The 19,030-nt window shown below is 33.3% G+C and carries 17 protein-coding genes and 1 tRNA gene; 13 read left to right on the plus strand and 5 right to left on the minus strand.

The window, feature by feature from the left end; genetic code table 11:
• Positions 1 to 113 precede the first annotated feature (113 nt).
• The 9 genes from ACUSJC_RS06550 to ACUSJC_RS06590 all read left to right on the plus strand — a co-directional run bounded on the left by ACUSJC_RS06550 (position 114) and on the right by ACUSJC_RS06590 (position 6,498).
• Complete coding sequence (locus tag ACUSJC_RS06550; RefSeq protein ID WP_449268759.1) at positions 114 to 878, plus strand: TatD family hydrolase; 765 nt, start codon at positions 114 to 116, stop codon at positions 876 to 878.
• Positions 879 to 937: 59 nt separating this feature from the next.
• Positions 938 to 2,083 carry a 1-acyl-sn-glycerol-3-phosphate acyltransferase gene (locus ACUSJC_RS06555; protein ID WP_449268760.1) on the plus strand — a complete coding sequence of 382 codons (1,146 nt, stop codon included), beginning with the start codon at positions 938 to 940 and terminating at the stop codon, positions 2,081 to 2,083.
• Positions 2,064 to 3,095 carry an asparaginase gene (locus ACUSJC_RS06560; RefSeq protein WP_449268849.1) on the plus strand — a complete coding sequence of 344 codons (1,032 nt, stop codon included), beginning with the start codon at positions 2,064 to 2,066 and terminating at the stop codon, positions 3,093 to 3,095. The genes ACUSJC_RS06555 and ACUSJC_RS06560 overlap by 20 nt, the downstream gene beginning before the upstream one ends.
• A gap of 73 nt (positions 3,096 to 3,168) precedes the next feature.
• Positions 3,169 to 3,259, plus strand: a tRNA-Ser gene (locus tag ACUSJC_RS06565).
• Between the two features lie 78 nt (positions 3,260 to 3,337).
• On the plus strand, positions 3,338 to 4,147 hold the full coding sequence (locus ACUSJC_RS06570) for a MotA/TolQ/ExbB proton channel family protein (RefSeq protein WP_449268761.1): 810 nt from the start codon (positions 3,338 to 3,340) through the stop codon (positions 4,145 to 4,147).
• A gap of 27 nt (positions 4,148 to 4,174) precedes the next feature.
• Entirely contained in the window at positions 4,175 to 4,591 is a 417-nt protein-coding gene (locus ACUSJC_RS06575; protein ID WP_449268762.1) for a hypothetical protein, read from the plus strand.
• 2 nt (positions 4,592 to 4,593) lie between these two features.
• The gene (locus ACUSJC_RS06580) at positions 4,594 to 5,205 is read left to right on the plus strand and encodes an ExbD/TolR family protein (protein ID WP_449268763.1); all 612 of its coding nucleotides are present in this window, start codon (positions 4,594 to 4,596) and stop codon (positions 5,203 to 5,205) included.
• A gap of 20 nt (positions 5,206 to 5,225) precedes the next feature.
• Positions 5,226 to 5,702: an ExbD/TolR family protein gene (locus ACUSJC_RS06585; protein WP_449268764.1), complete on the plus strand. Its 477-nt coding sequence runs from the start codon at positions 5,226 to 5,228 to the stop codon at positions 5,700 to 5,702.
• A gap of 94 nt (positions 5,703 to 5,796) precedes the next feature.
• On the plus strand, positions 5,797 to 6,498 hold the full coding sequence (locus ACUSJC_RS06590; protein WP_449268765.1) for a porin family protein: 702 nt from the start codon (positions 5,797 to 5,799) through the stop codon (positions 6,496 to 6,498).
• On the opposite strand, the gene ACUSJC_RS06595 is transcribed toward ACUSJC_RS06590, so the two are convergent.
• Positions 6,493 to 7,104, minus strand: coding sequence for a hypothetical protein (locus tag ACUSJC_RS06595; protein ID WP_449268766.1), 612 nt, complete (start codon positions 7,102 to 7,104; stop codon positions 6,493 to 6,495). The two genes, ACUSJC_RS06590 and ACUSJC_RS06595, sit on opposite strands and share 6 nt — an antisense overlap.
• Positions 7,105 to 7,206: 102 nt before the next feature.
• Positions 7,207 to 8,676 carry an RNA polymerase factor sigma-54 gene (gene rpoN, locus ACUSJC_RS06600; protein WP_449268767.1) on the minus strand — a complete coding sequence of 490 codons (1,470 nt, stop codon included), beginning with the start codon at positions 8,674 to 8,676 and terminating at the stop codon, positions 7,207 to 7,209.
• Between the two features lie 94 nt (positions 8,677 to 8,770).
• On the opposite strand from rpoN, the gene ACUSJC_RS06605 reads away from it, so the two are divergent.
• The 4 genes from ACUSJC_RS06605 (at position 8,771) to ACUSJC_RS06620 (ending at position 12,135) form a co-directional block, all read left to right on the plus strand.
• Positions 8,771 to 9,448, plus strand: coding sequence for a response regulator transcription factor (locus ACUSJC_RS06605; protein WP_449268768.1), 678 nt, complete (start codon positions 8,771 to 8,773; stop codon positions 9,446 to 9,448).
• A gap of 2 nt (positions 9,449 to 9,450) precedes the next feature.
• Positions 9,451 to 10,743, plus strand: a complete 1,293-nt coding sequence (locus tag ACUSJC_RS06610; protein ID WP_449268769.1) for a sensor histidine kinase — start codon at positions 9,451 to 9,453, stop codon at positions 10,741 to 10,743.
• Between the two features lie 59 nt (positions 10,744 to 10,802).
• Positions 10,803 to 11,621 carry an HAEPLYID family protein gene (locus tag ACUSJC_RS06615; protein WP_449268770.1) on the plus strand — a complete coding sequence of 273 codons (819 nt, stop codon included), beginning with the start codon at positions 10,803 to 10,805 and terminating at the stop codon, positions 11,619 to 11,621.
• A 64-nt stretch (positions 11,622 to 11,685) separates the two neighbouring features.
• Entirely contained in the window at positions 11,686 to 12,135 is a 450-nt protein-coding gene (locus tag ACUSJC_RS06620) for a PepSY-like domain-containing protein (protein WP_449268771.1), read from the plus strand.
• Between the two features lie 53 nt (positions 12,136 to 12,188).
• Here ACUSJC_RS06620 and asnS read toward each other — a convergent pair whose 3' ends face one another.
• The 3 genes from asnS to ACUSJC_RS06635 form a co-directional block, all read right to left on the minus strand.
• Entirely contained in the window at positions 12,189 to 13,637 is a 1,449-nt protein-coding gene (asnS, locus tag ACUSJC_RS06625) for an asparagine--tRNA ligase (RefSeq protein WP_449268772.1), read from the minus strand.
• A gap of 29 nt (positions 13,638 to 13,666) precedes the next feature.
• Positions 13,667 to 16,078 carry an efflux RND transporter permease subunit gene (locus ACUSJC_RS06630; protein ID WP_449268773.1) on the minus strand — a complete coding sequence of 804 codons (2,412 nt, stop codon included), beginning with the start codon at positions 16,076 to 16,078 and terminating at the stop codon, positions 13,667 to 13,669.
• A gap of 99 nt (positions 16,079 to 16,177) precedes the next feature.
• Positions 16,178 to 18,661, minus strand: coding sequence for a DUF5686 family protein (locus tag ACUSJC_RS06635; RefSeq protein WP_449268774.1), 2,484 nt, complete (start codon positions 18,659 to 18,661; stop codon positions 16,178 to 16,180).
• Positions 18,662 to 19,030: the final 369 nt, after the last annotated feature.

Consider the following 19,030-nt stretch of genomic DNA (forward strand, 5'->3'; position numbering starts at 1 on the left):
ACATAATAATTTTTTCACTTCTAAAAAGTGAAGAAAGTCTTAATATTAGATTAGAATAAACCTGATTTAATCTTTGTAAATTTGTGCCCGAAACGAAAAAATGAAATAAGCTAATGTTAATAGATACTCACACTCATTTATATTCTGAAGAGTTTAAAGAAGATCGTTCATTAATGATGCAAAGAGCTATTGAAGCTGGTGTAACCAAAATGTTTGTTCCTTCTATAGATTCGTCATATAGTCAAGAAATGTATGCAGTTGCCAATGAGTTTCCGGAAAATGTATTTTTGATGATGGGTTTGCATCCTACCTATGTAAAAGAAAATTATTTGGAAGAACTAGCTTTTGTGGAACAAGAATTGGCTTCTAAGAAATTCTATGCGGTTGGAGAAATAGGAATCGATTTGTATTGGGATAAAACCTTTTTGAAAGAACAGCAGCGAGCTTTTCAACATCAGATCCATTTAGCAAAACAATATAACTTACCTATTAATATTCATTGTAGAGATGCTTTTGATGAAACTTTTGAAATTCTAGAACAGGAGAAAGACGAGAAACTTTCAGGAGTTTTTCATTGTTTTACAGGAGATTACAATCAAGCACTACGAGCTATAGATTGCAATATGAAATTAGGAATAGGAGGTGTGGCAACATTTAAGAATGGAAAAATAGATCAGTTTTTAAATGAAATTGATTTAAAACATATTGTTTTAGAGACAGATGCGCCCTATTTGGCCCCGGTTCCTTACAGAGGAAAGCGCAATGAGAGTAGTTATATTCCATTGGTTGCTAAAAAATTAGCAGAGATTTATGGAGTTTCTGATGCGGAAATAGCAGAAATAACAACGCAAAGCGCTTGCGAAGTTTTTGGAATTTAACGTATTCATAAGGTGTATGTGCTATTTTTTTTGTTTTTTTGTGCTTTGTTTTTACCATTATGACAAAATTTGATGACATTAGGCCTTATTATGATTCGGAAGTAAACGAAGCGTTGCGTTCTATTCTGGGTAATCCTATGTTGAAGGCTATCATGAATTTTACGTTTCCGGATATGGAAGAGGAAGTTTGGCAAGAGCAATTAAAAAAAACACATTCTATCCGGGATTTCCAAGTCAATCTTATCTATGAATCTATTCAAAAGGTATTGCAAAAAAGTTCGGATGGATTGACCACTTCTGGTTTTGAAAAATTAGAACCCAATACTTCCTATTTATTTATTTCGAATCACAGAGATATTATTCTGGATACTTCTTTATTAAACGTTTCTTTGTTTGAACACGGATTAATCATGACAGCTTCAGCTATTGGAGATAATCTGGTTCAGAAAGATATTTTATTGAAATTGTCAAGGTTAAACCGAAATTTTTTGGTAAAACGTAATCTCCCGCCAAGAGAATTGTTGCAAAGTTCTAAATTGATGTCTGAATATATGTACCAGCTTTTAGCGAAAGAAAACCGTTCGGTTTGGGTAGCGCAAAGAGAAGGTAGAACTAAAGACGGAAATGATGCAACCCATCAAGGAGTTCTCAAAATGATAGCAATGGCTTCAGATGAAACATGTTGTTTGGATTACTTTAAAAAATTAAAAATTGTTCCGGTTTCTATTTCTTACGAATATGATCCTACAGATGCTTTGAAAATGCCACAGTTATTAGCTCAGGCAAAAGATGAGGTTTATGTGAAGGAGAAAAACGAAGATTTCGTGAACTTAATCAGCGGAATCATAGGGCAAAAGAAACGGATTCATATCCATGTTGGCGATGTGCTGAATAAGGAGTTTGATGCTATAAAAGTAGAAACAGATAACGCTAACAAACAAATACAAGCTTTGGCACAAGTTATAGACGATTCTATTTTGCAATCGTATAAACTTTGGCCTACCAATTATATTGCTTACGATCTTTTAAATGGAAATCAGCAGTTTACATCACAGTATACAGAAAAAGAAAAGCAGCTTTTTGAGCGCCGATTAGAAATGCGTATTGATGCAGAAAATGAAACGATGAAAAATGGATTTTTAGCGATGTATGCAAACCCTGTGGTAAATAAAATGAAGTATGAAAATGCAAGTATCAAAGGCTAAAATACTTTTGATCTATACAGGAGGAACTATCGGAATGGTAAAAGATAGTGACACCGGTGCGCTGAAAGCTTTTGACTTTAAAGAACTTTTAAGTAATATTCCTGAGTTAAAATTATTAGACTGCGAAATCGATACGGTTTCTTTCAATAATCCTATTGATTCTTCAAACATGAGTGTAGCCCATTGGCAAAAAATGGCGTTATTGATTGAAGAAAATTATACTTCTTTTGATGGTTTTGTTGTACTTCATGGTTCAGATACCATGTCTTATAGCGCATCAGCATTAAGTTTTATGTTAGAAAATTTAGCAAAACCGGTAATCTTTACAGGTTCTCAATTGCCTATCGGAGATTTGCGAACTGATGCGAAGGAAAACTTGATTACGGCCATCCAAATTGCATCTCTGCAAGAAAACGGGAAGCCAATAATACAGGAAGTAGGGCTTTATTTTGAATATAAGTTATATAGAGGAAACAGGACAACAAAAATAAGTGCCGAACATTTTAATGCTTTTACATCTCCGAATTTTCCTGAACTCGCCGAATCCGGAGTACATTTAAAAGTCAATAAAAATATTTTATGGCGAAAAGCAGGAAATAAAAAACTGAAAGTACATAAAACCTTCGATAATAATGTTATTATTATAAAGTTGTTTCCGGGTATTAATGCCGAGGTTTTTGCAGCACTTTTAAATATAAAAAATTTAAAAGGAATAGTGTTAGAGACTTACGGTTCCGGTAATGCACCATCTGAGGAATGGTTTTTAAATGAAGTAGAAAAGGCAATAAAAAAGAATATCTGCGTTATTAATGTTACACAATGTAGTGGGGGCTCTGTAAACATGGGTAAATATGAGACAAGTACACGGCTGAAAAACATTGGCGTAATTTCAGGACATAATATCACAACCGAAGCGGCAATTACAAAATTGATGTATTTATTAGGTCAAAAAATAGCTACAGATGTTTTTAAAACGATATTTGAAACCTCGTTAAGAGGAGAAATGAATTAAAAAATGAAGTTAAAATTTTCATACCTGAGAATTTTTACGTTATTTAGCGTCCTTGAAATCAAATGTATTTGATAGAGAGGTGGCCGAGTGGTCGAAGGCGCACGCCTGGAAAGTGTGTATGCTTCAAAAGAGCATCGAGGGTTCGAATCCCTTCCTCTCTGCCATTAAAAATGAATTTTAAATTAATAAATATTTTATACTTTTAAACCCAATTAACTAATTAAATTTTAAGAACAAAAGCGATGAAAAGATTATTTTCTATTTTGGCAATCACAGGGCTTATGACTTTTGGAAATGTTCAAGCTCAAGATTCTACAGCAACAGAAGCGCCTGCAACAGAACAAGTACAGGAAGCTCCGGCTACAACTGAAGAAGTAGCAGTAGTTGAAGAAGCTACAGACGATCAAACCGCTGAGAATGTAACATTTACTCAAGAGTTGAAGAAAAGATTTATTGAGGGTGGACCTGGATTCATGGGAATCGTATTAATCTGTTTGATTTTAGGTTTAGCTATTGCAATCGAAAGAATTATCTACTTGAATCTTTCAACTACTAATACTAAAAAATTAGTTTCACAGGTAGAAGATGCTTTAAATTCAGGTGGTGTTGAAGCTGCTAAAGAAGTTTGTCGTAATACAGCTGGTCCGGTAGCATCTATTTTTTATCAAGGTTTAGATAGATATTCTCACGGTATGGAATCAGCAGAAAAATCTGTTGTAGCTTACGGTGGAGTACAAATGGGACAATTAGAGAAAAACGTTTCTTGGTTATCATTATTTATCGCTCTTGCTCCGATGTTAGGATTCATGGGAACGGTAATTGGTATGATTGAAGCATTTGACCAAATCGAGTCTGCAGGTTCAATGGAGCCTTCATTAGTAGCAGGTGGTATTAAAGTTGCTTTATTAACAACTGTATTTGGTTTGATCGTTGCAATTATCCTTCAGATTTTCTATAACTATATCGTTGCTAAAATCGATTCAATCGTAAATGATATGGAAGATGCATCTATCAGCTTAATCGATATTTTGTCTGATTACAGTAAAAAATAATAAACTCAATTTTTAATATTCATTCTTATGAATTTACATAAAATAGTAAAAATTATAGCTGCTGTAATGAGTGTTTTGAGCGTGGTATTCCTTGGAGGAATATTGGCTTCAGAAGACAAAGACAGCGCTTGGATTTCTCCGCTAATCAATGTGTCTTATATCGCATTTATAGCATGTATTGCCATTGTTTTGGTATTTGTGTTGAAAAATTTGTTTACACACAAAGATACTTTAAAGAAAACATTAATATCTGTTGGTTTATTCTTGGCAGTAGTTGTGATTTCTTTTGTTATTGCAGACAGCTCTGATGTAAAGACAAATGCAGGAGTAGTATCAGGAACGACATCAAAATTAGTAAGTACTGGTTTAAATACATTTTATCTTTTAGCAATTGTAGCTGTAGGAACTATGGTATGGACCGGTTTTAATAAAATTAAAAAATAATTATGGCAAAAAGAGTAGCACCAGAGGTAAATGCCGGTTCAATGGCAGATATTGCTTTCCTGCTTTTAATTTTCTTCTTGGTTACTACTACTATTGGAGTAGATCAAGGGATCAATCGTCTTTTGCCTAGATATGAGGAAAATCCTCCAGCTCCACCAATTAATGAAAGAAACATCATGCGTGTTTTAGTTAACAAAGACAATCAATTGTTAGTTAACGAAAAACTGATGACTTTAAAAGAGTTAAGACAAGCTGCTGTTGATTTTCTAGATAATAATGGAGATGGAACTTGTGCATATTGTAAAGGAAAAGGAGATTCTAATTCTTCTGACAATCCTGACAAAGCAGTTATTTCTTTAATGAATGATGGGCAAACTACTTATGAAACATACATTGCTGTGCAAAATGAATTAGTAGCTGCTTATTATATTTTGAGAGATAGAGAGTCAATGAAGCGATATGGAAAAACATACAGAGAAATGGAGTATGTTTATAACGATCCTGCTTCAAAAGCGGTTGAGGGCTTAGTGGACGACTTAAAGCCGAAAGTGGAAAAAATTCAGAATATGTATCCAATGCGTCTTTCTGAAGCAGAACCGAAAAAGAGCTATTAATCCTTTAAATTTTAGAAAACATGTCTAAATTTAAAAAGAAAAAATCAGGCGACCTGCCAGCAATTTCTACAGCATCATTACCGGATATTGTATTTATGCTATTGTTCTTCTTCATGACTGCTACAACAATGAAAGATAGTGATTTGAAGATTGAAAACCGTTTGCCGAAAGCAGATCAAACGGCTAAATTACATAAAAAGCAATACGTGATGTATGTTTATGCAGGTAAAGCAAAAGAAACTTACAGATCAAGTTTAGGATCATCTGACCGTATTCAGTTAAATGATAAAATTTCTTCAGTAGGAGATATTAGAAACTTTGTGTTTACAGAAAGAGCTTCTAGAAACTCTGAAGATGAAAAATATTTAACAGCATCTTTGAAGATTGATAAAGATGTGAAAATGGGTCTGGTACAAGATATCAAAACAGAATTACGTAAAGTAGATCAATTAAAGGTAAATTATACAACTACGCAAGGTAACCCAGTAGGAGAATAATTAGTCTTATGAATTTATATAAAAAGGTGCATCAATTGATGCACCTTTTTTATTACTAGCTATTTTTGTAGTAATTTAGCAAAAAACAATGTGTATGAAACTGAAATTTCTTTTGATGATCTTGCTTTTTAGTATGTCTTTAGTAAAAGCACAGGAAACAGAAACTCTAAAAGAAGGATTAAATGCCCCCTATAAAGTAATAGATTCTCTTTTTAGAGAAGACCAGTTTTATGCTTCTATAAGTTATAACTTATTACAGAATAAACCAGCAGGATACAAGCAATATTCTTTTTCAACAGGAATTGCTTTAGGCTTTTTACGAGATATCCCTTTTTCAAAAAGTAGAGATTGGTCTGTAGCTTTAGGTTTAGGCTATTCTTATAACAATATTAAGCACAATGTACAAGTACAAAATGCTGATCCTAATGTGTATGTTATTGAAAATTCATACGATAAAAATAAGTTAGTATTGCATTACATTGATATCCCGTTAGAAATTCGTTGGAGAAATGCCACACCTTTAAATCATAAATTCTGGCGTATTTATACCGGCTTTAAAGCTAGTTATTTAATAGGGAGTAAAACTGATTTTCAATCTTCTTCTGCTAATTATAAAATAAAGAATAGCAATGATGTTAATAAATGGCAATTTGGACCGTATATCAGTTTCGGGTATAACACGGTGAATATGTATGCTTATTATGGCTTAACACCTATTTTTAAAGATGTGAAAATTGAAGATCAGGACTTAAAAATGAGTTCTTTTAATATCGGATTTATGTTCTATATTTTATAGCCAATAATGCCATAAAATGATTTGAGGAATAGTTCCGATTAAAGTCCCGATAATTAACTCATTTGGAGTGTGGGATTTCATATATAATCTTGAAGAAGCCACAAAACCCACACAAATAAAACCAAAAGCAACCATATTAATATAAGGTAATTGATAATTTACTGAAACATAATACATAAATGTGACTAACGAAGTAATGCCAATCATGTGAAGGCTTGCCTTATAATTCCCCATAATACCGATCAGAGCCAAAATAGTACTCAAAAGTCCCCCGAAAAAGAACAAAAATAATTCCGGAAGATTCTCTATTGTAATACTGAATTTAAGCAAAATAAAGAAGAGAATTGCCTGTATAGAAACGGGAATTCGCCTTTCTTTAATCGTTGCTTCCGTAAACGATTTGATCAACCCCATAGAAATCAACAAGAAATATAGCGCAATGGGTAACATTAATGTGATAATGCTGATCTGAACTAAAATCATATAGATTGTAGTAGTGGAAAGCACATTAGGTATCGTCAAAAAATAAAAAACAGAACCATATAGCGGAATAAAAATAGGATGGAAGATATACGAAAAAAGCGGTAAAAACTTTTCTATTTTCATGAAGCGAATCTTTAGTGGTGTCAGCAAACTCTATTCCCGTTTTTCGCACTGCACGGCAGTTGGCTTCAACCGGGGCTATAGAGTCAGCTATAGGTTCTTTTGTTAAATTTTCTTGCGCAATCGTGCTACCGGAATATCCAACTGCTCTCTGTATTTGGCAACAGTTCTTCTGGCAATAGGGTATCCTTTTTCTTTTAATATTTCGGCAAGCTTATCATCAGGAAGCGGTTTTCGTTTGTCTTCTTCCTCAATAACATTCTGTAAAATCTTTTTAATTTCAATAGTTGACACATCTTCACCTTCGGTATTTTTCATGGCTTCACTAAAGAATTCTTTAATCAATTTAGTGCCATAAGGCGTTTCTACATATTTACTATTGGCCACACGCGAAACCGTAGAAATATCAAGACCAACCATGTCGGCAATGTCTTTTAAAATCATTGGTTTTAACTTCGTTTCGTCGCCGTCTAGGAAATATTCTTCCTGATAATGCATAATGGCATTCATGGTCACAAAAAGCGTTTCCTGACGTTGTTTTATGGCATCAATAAACCATTTAGCTGAATCTAATTTCTGCTTGATAAACTGTACCGCATCCTTTTGAGAATTCGATTTTTCATTCGAATCTTTATAGGTTTGCAACATTTCCTGATAATCTTTAGAAACATGCAACTCTGGTGCATTTCTTCCGTTTAAGCTCAATTCTAATTCGCCATCCACAATTCGTATGGTAAAATCAGGAACTACATGCTCAATGGGTTTTTGGTTTCCGTCATAAGCGCCGCCCGGTTTCGGATTCAGCTTTTCAATTTCGTCAATCGCTTTGCGCAATTGCTCTTTGGAAACTTCATATTTCTGAATCAGTTTGTCGTAATGTTTTTTGGTAAAAGCATCAAACTGATTTTCGATAATGTCAATAGCTAAAGCTATAGAATCGGTAGGAGTTTTGTGTTTGAGCTGCAACAACAAACATTCCTGTAAATCGCGACCCGCAACTCCGGCAGGTTCTAATTCTTGAACTACCGTTAAAAGAATGCGTTCTACAGTAGCTTCATCGGTATAAACACCTTGGGTAAAAGCTAAATCGTCTACAATATCCTGAATGTCTCTTCGCAAATAACCCGTATCATCAATGCTACCGACTAAAAATTCGGCAATATTTTTTTCGTCATCGGTTAAGATAAACGTGTTTAATTGGTTCAACAAATCCTGATGAAAGGTAACGCCTGCTACAAAAGGCATGCTGCGGTCTTCATCGTCATCGCTAAAATTGTTGCTTTGGTATTTGTAATCAGGTGTTTCATCGTTGCTTAGATATTCGTCAATGTTAATATCTTCGGCATCAATGCGTTCGTTGTCATAATCGTCATAGTCTTCTTCGGTAGAACTGCTGTATTCGTCCTCAAAATCTACAGTGTCTTCCTTGCCATTTTCCAAAGCGGGATTTTCAACTAATTCTTCTTGTAATCGTTGTTCAAAAGCCTGAGTAGGCAATTGGATCAACTTCATCAACTGAATTTGCTGAGGCGAAAGTTTTTGTGAAAGTTTTAATTGTAGATTCTGTTTTAACATAAATAATAATATTTACCTATAAGGCAAAGATAGTACAAATATTGATTTTGTTATTCCCGATTCTTTCCAGATTTTTAATATAACTTTGTATGTCATGAAGATTTTAGTAGTAGAAGACGAAAAAGATTTACTTGAATCAATTGTTATTTCTCTTGAAAAGGAACAATTTGTTACGGAATCCGTTTCCGACTTTATGAGTGCATCAGAGAAGATTGCACTCTATGATTATGATTGTATTTTACTGGATATTATGCTGCCGGATGGAAATGGATTGCAACTGATAAAAGAACTTCAGGAATCAGGGAAATTAGCAAATGTGATTATTATTTCAGCTAAAAATTCATTGGATGACAAATTGGAAGGATTAGAACTCGGAGCCGATGATTATCTTATAAAACCTTTTCATTTAGCAGAACTTAATGCCCGGGTAAAAGCTGTATTGAGAAGAAAGACCTTTGAAGGAAAGAATACAATTGAAATGGCTAATGTTGTTTTGGATGTAACTGAGCGGAAATTACTAATCAATAACAACGATGTTTCTTTAAACCGAAAAGAATTTGATATACTCAATTACTTTTTATTGAATAAAAATAGATTGGTGGTCAAAACGGCATTGGCAGAACATGTTTGGGGAGACCATATTGATGAAGCCGATAATTTTGATTTTATTTACTACCAGATAAAAAACCTGCGTAAAAAATTACAGGAATCAAATGCTCAAATAGAGATAGAATCGGTTTATGGCATTGGCTACAAAGTTGTTGAAAAATGAAAATGAAATTACAGAACCAGTCTCTTTTTTACCTTTCTGCTTCAATATTATTTATTGTAGCTGTCTGGTCTGTTATTTTTTATTTCAATATGCTTAGTGAGATTAAAAGTAGCATTGATGAAGAGTTAGAAAATCATAAACGATTGATTATTTTAAGAGCGGATAAATATACTATTCAAGAAAACAATTATTTTGATGAAAGAAATTATACTGTTAAAACAATTGGTGAAAGATTAGCTCTTTCAGCAAGAACTCAGTATAAGGATACTCTGGTTTATATGCAGGATGATGATGACCAAGAGATGGAATTAGAGCCGGTTAGAATGCTTTCAACAGTATTTGAAAGTAATGGAAATTACTATCAATTAAAGATTATTAACCCAATGGTAGAAGAAGACGATTTAATAAAAAGTCTCTTTTGGGGTATTTTTTGGTTGTATATAATAGTGGTTGTCAGTATTATTATAGTAAATGGATTGGTTTTGAAAAGGTTATGGAAGCCTTTTTATGATTTCTTGGAACAACTGAAGAAATTCCGATTAAACACTAAAAAACAACTGCCCCAGATTATCAGTAATACAAAAGAATTTAATGATTTAAGTTTAGCAGTTCATACATTATTACAGCATAGTGTGGAGGCATTTGAACAGCAGAAACAATTTATAGGAAATGCATCTCATGAATTGCAAACACCATTGGCAATTACTACCAATAAATTAGAGTTGCTTCTGGAACAGCATAATCTGGGAGAAGAGCAGGCGGGAAATATTGCTGAAATTTTAGAGATAATTGAAAGAATGGTTCGGTTAAATCAATCACTATTATTTTTAGCTAAAATTGAAAATAAACAGTTTTTTAATAATGAACCTGTTGCATTTAATATTGTAGTTCAACAAGTAATGATAGATTTTCAGGAGTTTGCAGACTTTAAAAATATTACAATTAAATTACAGGAAGAAAAGGAAGTAATGCTACAAATGGATGTATCCTTAGCATCAATTATTGCTTCAAACCTTATAAAAAATGCCATTATTCACAATAAAACTAATGGTGAAGTAAAAATGCAGTTATCAAATAATTCTTTTACAGTTCGTAATACAGGAAGTATAGTGCCATTAGACGATAAAAAAGTATTTACTCGTTTTTATAAATCATCTGTCAATAATGGCGGAACCGGATTAGGATTGGCTATTGTAAAAGCCATTTGTAATTTATATGGGTTTCAGCTGAAATATCAATTTGATGAAGACCAATTACATTCTTTTACTGTTGTTTTTGACACCACATTAGAATAGCCTGATCGCATCAGATTTTATTCCAAATTCTTTCCAGTATCGTTTTGTTGCTTTGTCCTATGAATAAGATAAAGCAATATTTTAAAGTCGTAGTTGTAACGTGTATTGTTGCAATTTTTTCAAAAGTTCAAGCGCAAGAATTAAACAAAGTTGTTCTTCCTGAAAAAGTATCTCACGCAGAACCATTATATATGGATTTGGCGAGAGATCTCGGAGCGAGGAAAGGAGAAAAAGAAATTAACATTGGTAGCGAATTCACAGATAAAAATAGCTATAGCGAATATTTGTTTCTGGCCGAATATGAATGGGCTCCCGTAAATCGTTTAGGTTTAGAAGCAGAAGCCGATTTTTCGTTTTATAATTCTTCAGGAAATGTGGCAGAAGTACCTGAAAATAAATTGGAAAGCGTTAAATTTTCAGCGCAGTATTCTTTTTGGGTATCTAAATATTATACTGCTACTACAGCTATAGGATATACTCAGTCGTTTGAACTGACTACTTTTAAAGAATACGGCAATCAGAATCTTTTTACAGGAACAATTTATGCACCCTATTTTGTTGCAGCAAAGCGCTTAGGTAAAAATCTACATACCTTGTTGTTTTTTTCACCATTGATTGAACAAGAATTTGGAAAAAAGATTTTTAATACAAATTGGTTATTAAATGCGTCTATTCATTATGTTTTTCCAAGATCAAAACATTTCATAGGACTAGAATGTAATCAGGAATGGGAAAAAGGTACGTTCAATTTGGTAGCACATCCTCAATTCAAAATGAAAGTAAATAAGCAATTGGCTATTGGTGTTGTAGCAGGAATTCCGGTAACAAGTAAAGGCGAAAAAATGAACTCTTTTCTCAGAATTATCTATGAGCTTTAGAGATTCCAAATTCTTTCCAGAATTGGATAGTAGTTTTACAATATTAATTTAAAAACAAATAAAGATGAAAGCAAATAATTTAATTCCGGCATTAGTAGTATTGTTCACAACTGTTGTTTTTGGGCAAGAAATTTCTCAAAGCCAAGTACCATCAGTAATTGTCAATGATTTTCAAAAAAAATACCCTAAGGCACACGATATAGAATGGGAAATAGAAGGAAATCAATATAAAGTAGAATTTGAAACAGGATTGTTAGGAACAGATCACGAAATATGGTATGATAATTCAGGAAAATGGATACGACATGAAGAAGAAATTTCAAAAAGTGATCTTCCAAAGCAAGTCTTGGCAAAAATAGAAACAGAGTATAGAAATTATACAATTGATGATGTAAAGAAAATTACAGCGCCAACAAGTGTAAATTATCTTGTAGAGCTAGATTCTTCTTTCTCGGAAGATTGGAAAGTACTTTTTAGCAATAATGGTAACATTCTTGAAAAAAGAATGGATTAATTTTGGGTTTTGTTAAAAAGAGAAGAGGTCATTTTAATGACCTCTTTTTATTTTTAAAATTCTGCGTTTTGCGGAGTTCTAGGGAAAGGAATTACATCACGAATGTTAGTCATTCCGGTTACGAAAAGCACTAAACGTTCGAAACCTAAACCGAAACCTGAGTGAACGGCTGAGCCGAAACGGCGAGTGTCTAAATACCACCACATTTCTTCTTCAGGAATATTTAAAGCTTTCATTTTCTCAATTAAAACATCATAGCGTTCTTCTCTTTGAGAACCACCTACGATTTCTCCAATACCCGGGAATAAAATGTCCATAGCGCGAACGGTTTCTTTTCCTGGTTCTGTATTTTCATTCAAACGCATGTAAAATGCTTTGATATTTGCCGGATAATCAAATAAAATTACCGGACATTTGAAGTGTTTTTCCACTAAGAAACGTTCGTGCTCACTTTGTAAATCAGCACCCCAATCTTCAATTAAGTAATTGAATTTCTTTTTCTTATTTGGTGTTGAATTTCTTAAAATCTCAATAGCTTCTGTATAAGAAACGCGTTTAAAGTTGTTTTCTAAAACAAAGTTTAGCTTTTCTAACAAACTCATTTCGCTACGTTCTGCTTGTGGCTTGTTTTTTTCTTCTTCTGCTAAACGCTGCTCTAAGAATTTTAAATCATCCTCGCATTTTTCAACCGTATATTTGATCACATATTTAATGAAATCTTCAGCCAAATCCATGTTGGCATCTAGGTCGTTGAAAGCAACTTCCGGCTCAATCATCCAGAATTCTGCTAAGTGACGCGATGTATTTGAATTTTCAGCACGGAATGTTGGACCAAAAGTATATACCTGACCTAAAGCCATAGCATACGTTTCGGCTTCTAGCTGTCCCGATACCGTTAAGTTCGTTTCTTTACCAAAGAAATCTTCTTTATAATCCACTTTTCCTTCTTCTGTTCTTGGTGTTCCGTCAAAAGGCAAAGCCGTAACTTTAAACATTTCTCCGGCACCTTCCGCATCAGATCCTGTGATGATAGGTGTATTTACATAGAAAAAGCCTCTTTCTTGGAAATATTGGTGAACAGCAAAAGAAAGTTTAGAACGCACACGCATAATGGCACCAAAAGCATTGGTGCGAACTCTCAAGTGTGCATTTTCACGTAAAAATTCTAAAGAGTGTTTTTTAGGTTGGATAGGATATTTTTCGGCATCGCTATCTCCTAAAATTTCTAATTTGGTTACTTGAATTTCTACTGTTTGTCCTTTTCCTAAACTTTCTTGAAGCGTTCCGGTTACTGCAACGGCAGCTCCGGTTGTAATGCGTTTTAAAGTTTCTTCAGGTGTGTTTTCAAAATCGACAACACATTGAATATTGTGAATAGTAGAACCGTCATTTAACGCAATAAACTGGTTGTTTCTAAAGGTTCTAACCCATCCTTTAGCAGTAACTTCTTGTAATGTTTTTGTGTTGTTTAAAAGGTCTACAATTTTTATGTGTTTCTTCATGGAAATCAAAATTTATGCAAATATAAACTTTATTGTTTTTTTGTACTATCTTCTTCGGTATCTTCTGCTAAAATATCAAAAGTAGGTTCAGGAAATTCTTCTTCACTTGCTACTGACTTTTCTAAAGAGAGCAATAAAGCAGGAAGGAGAATAAGATTAGATAACATAGCGAAAAGCAAAGTGGTTGCTACCAAACTTCCTAAGGCAACGGTTCCGCCAAAACTAGACAAGGTAAATACCGAAAATCCGAAAAACAGCACTACAGAAGTGTAGAACATGCTTATTCCGGCTTCTTTAACTGTAGCATAAACCGAACGTTTAATTCTCCAGTTATTTGCTTTTAACTCTTGGCGATATTTAGCCAAAAAGTGAATGGTGTCATCAACCGAAATACCAAAAGCAATGCTGAATACTAAAATAGTAGAAGGTTTAATAGGGATTCCTAAAAAGCCCATTAATCCGGCAGTCATTACTAAAGGTAGAATGTTAGGCAGCAATGAAATAATGATCATTTTGAACGAACGGAACAAATAAGCCATTAATAATGAAATTAAGAAAATAGCGAATAGTAGCGATAAAACTAAGTTGTGAACCAAGTAATGCGTTCCTTTTTCAAATACATAAGCCTTTCCTGTCATGGTAACAGTATAGCGTTCTTCTGGGAAAAGTTTGTTTATTTTTTCCTGAAGTTTCTCTTCAATTTTAGCCATTTTATCCGTTCCAATGTCACGCATAAAAGTTGTTACACGCGCATATTGTCCGGTGCTGTCAATGTAGCTTTTCAACATGTTTTCACTTCCTTTTTTAGTCGAATTCTTGATGTACGATAAAATGAAAGCTTCTTCCTGACGTGTTGGCAATTCGTAAAACTCGGGATTTCCGTTGTAATACGCTTGTTTAGCATATTTTACTAAATTCACCACTGAAAGCGGTTTGGATAATTCTGGAATTTCATGAATAACTTCTTGTAATTCTTCGATACGTTTTAATGTCGTTGATTTCAAAGCGCCTTTCGGACGTTTGGTGTCAATCATAATTTCTAACGGCATTACACCATCAAACTCTTGTTCGTAGAAAACAATATCCTTGAAAAATGCTGCTTTTTTAGGCATGTCTTCAATTAAACTTCCCGAAATTTTGATTTTATAAATTCCAATAATTCCAAAGACCAACAAACCAGTAGCCACTGCAAATACTGCAACCGAATGTTTTCTGATGGTATTTTCGATCCATTGGATGAAAGAATTCATGTAATTTTTACCTAAGTGCGCTAAATGTTTTTCTTTAGGAAGAGGCATGTAGCTGTATGCAATAGGAATGATAATAAGACACAATAAAAACAAGAATAAAATGTTTAACGAAGCTACAATTCCAAATTCTTTTAACAATTCGCTTTCGGTTACAATAAAAGTTGCAAAACCGGCTGCCGTTGTTAAGTTGGTCATTAAAGTAGCGTTCCCAACTTTTGAAATAACACGTTGTAATGATTTTATTTTGTTACCATGTTTTTTAATTTCTTGCTGGTATTTATTGATTAGGAAAATACAGTTTGGAATTCCAATAACAATAATTAGCGGAGGAATAATGGCTGTTAAAACTGTGATTTCGTAACCTAACAAGCCTAAAGTTCCGAAAGACCACATAACCCCGATAGTCACAATCGTCATAGAAAGTAGGGTTGCTCTAAAACTTCTGAAGAAGAAGAAAAATAACAAAGAGGTTATACCTAATGCAGCTCCAACAAATAAACCGATTTCGTCTATAATGTTTTGAGAGTTTAACGTTCGGATATAAGGCATTCCTGAAACACGTAAATCAATTCCTGATGCTTTTTCAAAAGCGTCTATTTTATCTTGATTTAGATATTTGTCAATGAAATCTTTACGAATAGAAGTGTTGACTATCTTTTTGTCTAAATAAATAGCAAAACGCACAGCGCCACTTTCTTTGTTGAACAACATACCTTCGTAAAAAGGCAAGTCTTTAAAAAGTTCTGCTTGTTTTTCTTTTAAATAACTATCGGTAACTTTTTCAGAATTGATGAAAGGAACCAATTTAAATTTTTGGTTTACCGTATCTTTTTCTAAAACCTTTAAATCTTCAATAGAAAGTGTAAGTTCAACCGATTTATCCTTTTTAATTTCGGAAATAAAATTTTCCCAAAGCTTGAGATTTTTAGATGTAAAGAAAGTAGAATCTTTGAAACCAATGACAATTAAATTGCCTTCTTCTCCAAATTTATCTAAAAAGCTTTTGTATTGTTGATTAACCTCATGATGATCAGGTAAAAGGTTAGCTTCAGTGTATGTAAAACGCATGTATTTCCATTGCGAAGCCATGAAAACAGTGAAGCCAATTATGACTATAAGAAGCGCAATTCTATTGCGTAAAATTTTTCGAGCTATGAAATCCCAGAAACTGGTACTTAACCACTTTAACATTGTAAAAAAATTGAAGCGCAAAGGTACATATTATTGCTTAAATAGCTAGATGACAATGCAAAGAATTAAGATAAATTTAAAGGCTTGACTCAGTTGATTTTAAAACAAGTCGATATGATACGAAATTTTGAGTGCTAAATTGTCATCAAAATGAGCTAATTGGTTTGGACCATATCTAAAGTACACTGAAATACCAAGTCCTTTAAATAATTTGTTGGCTTCAATTCCGCTTTCAAAGAAACCTTTGTTTAAAGATTTGTAAGTAATCCCAAGATGTTCATTTTTGTGATTGGTATCTCCCCAAGCCATTCGAGTAACAACACTAAATTCAGGAGATAATAAATAACCCAAACGAATTTTATTAAACGTATGACGCAATTGTAATGAAACATATTGGTTAGAGAAAAACTCATTAAAATACATGGTTTCAAAACTGTTTCTTCCGGAAAAAGTAATACGTTGTAAAACCGCATCTCTGTTTAAGTTGTTGGGTTGTAAGTTGTACAAATGTGTCAGTGGAACATCACCTAAAGCTACACCGGTTTGTAATAAAAGCGAACTTTTTTGTCCTGATAAATAAGGTAATTCGTAAAATGTTTTAAAATCAAATTTGGTAAACGTGAAATCATTGTCTAAACTTCCTGGTAAGGTTTGTGTAACTTGGAAGGAAAACTTAGGATGTCTTTTTTCGATTTCAATTTTTCCTTCTGGTGTTTGCATATATTCACTAAATGGATTCCACTGTATGGCAAACTGGGCAGCTGTAATGGTATATTTGCTATAAAGTTTTCCGTCGTTTACAAATTCGTAATAAAATAAAGGTGTAATGGCGCTTCTGGAAAGCGAAAAATAAGTGTCGGCTTTGGTTAAAAATTTACTTTCTACAAAAACGGAAGCCATTTTATTGTTATAAAAGGTAGAAATGTTGATAGGACGCGGATCGTAGATTTTAAATCGGCGCGAATCGGTTGCGAAAGTTGTTTGCGCAATCTCATAAACATCATCACTATAGGAAGCGCTCAGCCAAGTTTCAGTTTCTTTATTCGCTAAATAAGAAGGTGTAATTCCAAATTTATATTTTTCGTCTTTTAAACCAAAGGCGCCATAAAAAGCCAGTTTGTAGTTTTTAGATAGTCGAGGATTGGTAATTCCTCCAACACCTAAACGAAATCCTTCATAATTATTGTACTTGATTAAGCTTCGCAGGTCTAAATCGACAATACTTACGGGTAAATAACCATTGATTATTTTCTTTCCTAAGAACAGTTTGTACTCAATATCTCCGGCATTTGAAATACTATCCAAAGAAGTATAAGTTCTATGCTTTCTGGTGTCTAGTGTGTCTTTTTGATATTTTTGCCAAAATGATTCTTTTTGAGTCAGACTTTTTTCGGGAACATCAATCATTATTTCAGGCTGAGAAATCGTAAAATCTTGATTTATTTTAATATCGGAAGGTGTTGATTCCAAATGAAGATAAATTCGGTCAGAAGCATTTTTGCTAATTTCAGTTTCCAGACTGGAATTGAATTCTATGGTTTGTCCAAATAGTTTTAAATCATAATTGCTACTGCCTTTGGTAACATTAAAAGTTCGTTTTTTAGGGAACCAAATCTGATACGGTTTTAAGTAATCAAAAGTATAAGTAGCATCAATATTTACCATACCGTAAATACGATAGTAGGCTTTGGCAATGCCAAAATTTTCAGCATCTACAAAAAGCAAACCTCTAAGACGGTTTAGTTTTAATTTTTTGGGTTGAAAATAAATGCGATACGTTTTTCGGTTGTCAATTTTTACCGAATCAACTAAATGAAATGAATATAGGTTTCGACCAAATTTAGACAATGGATTTTGTACCGGAATTTCTAAAATTTCAAAAGGATTGTCGTAAACGGAATAGGAAACTAATTTTAAACCTAAAAATTCATAAAGAGGCTTTTTTAATCCGGCCATTCGAGCGCCTAAAACAGTTTCTTTAGTGCCTTGGTCATTATGTTGGATTAAATTAACTTTCTCGGTTTGGTAAATGTGCTGTTTTTTGACAAATTTTTTGAATTTATAATTGGAAGAGTCAAGTTTGACAATTTGTTTTCCAAAGATATTTTTCTTGATAATACTGTCAACTTTGTCAGAAATGCTATCCGGATTTGCAGTAACTAGTAAATGTTCGTAGTTTTTATATTCAAAGCTTTTTAATCCGGTTTCCGGATTGTTTTTCGCTTTGCGTTCAATGACCTTTTTGATCATTTGATCTACCTGATGCTCGGAATAAATTTCTTTTTGCGGTGCATTTTCATTTTCCGTAATACGAATCACCCAAAGTTTATTGTTGTCTTGCGGATAAGCGTATTTTTGGTAATAGCCTTTGTAATCAATGATAAGTGGTTTGTCAAACTCATTAACATATATGGAAAACTTTCCTTCCCAATCAGCTTTAAAAGTTTCTCCTTTATAGGTTATTTTAGCAAAAGCAATAGGAATAGTAGTGTCAAAATCTATAATTTGACCTTTGATGAAGGTTTGGGCTATAGAAAACTGAACAAAGAAAAATAAAAAAAGGACTAATAGCTTTTTTGACATCTATTGGATTACATATTTCAATGCAAAGGTATTCAAAATAAAAATCCCGATTGTTAATCGGGACTTAAAATTTATTTCAGAATCTGTTTAATACACTTTCTATTAAATGACAAATTGTATGTTGCTTTTCTTTTCATAAAAATAGCACCAAATAATATCTGACTTTTTGGGCAATCTATTAACAGTCAATGGTTGGAGTTTTTTTATATTCTAATCAACTTAACTGTTAACTCCCACAACCCCAATACGGCTCATTTAAGACCTTTTAAATCGTTTGAATGATGTGTATTGGTTTTGTTGGTCTGGGGTTTATATGTGCTTTGTAATGGGTTTGTGGATTGAGGCGAAACGGTTAGGAATCGCCTTTTC

It is taken from the genome of Flavobacterium sp. U410, assembly GCF_053570605.1.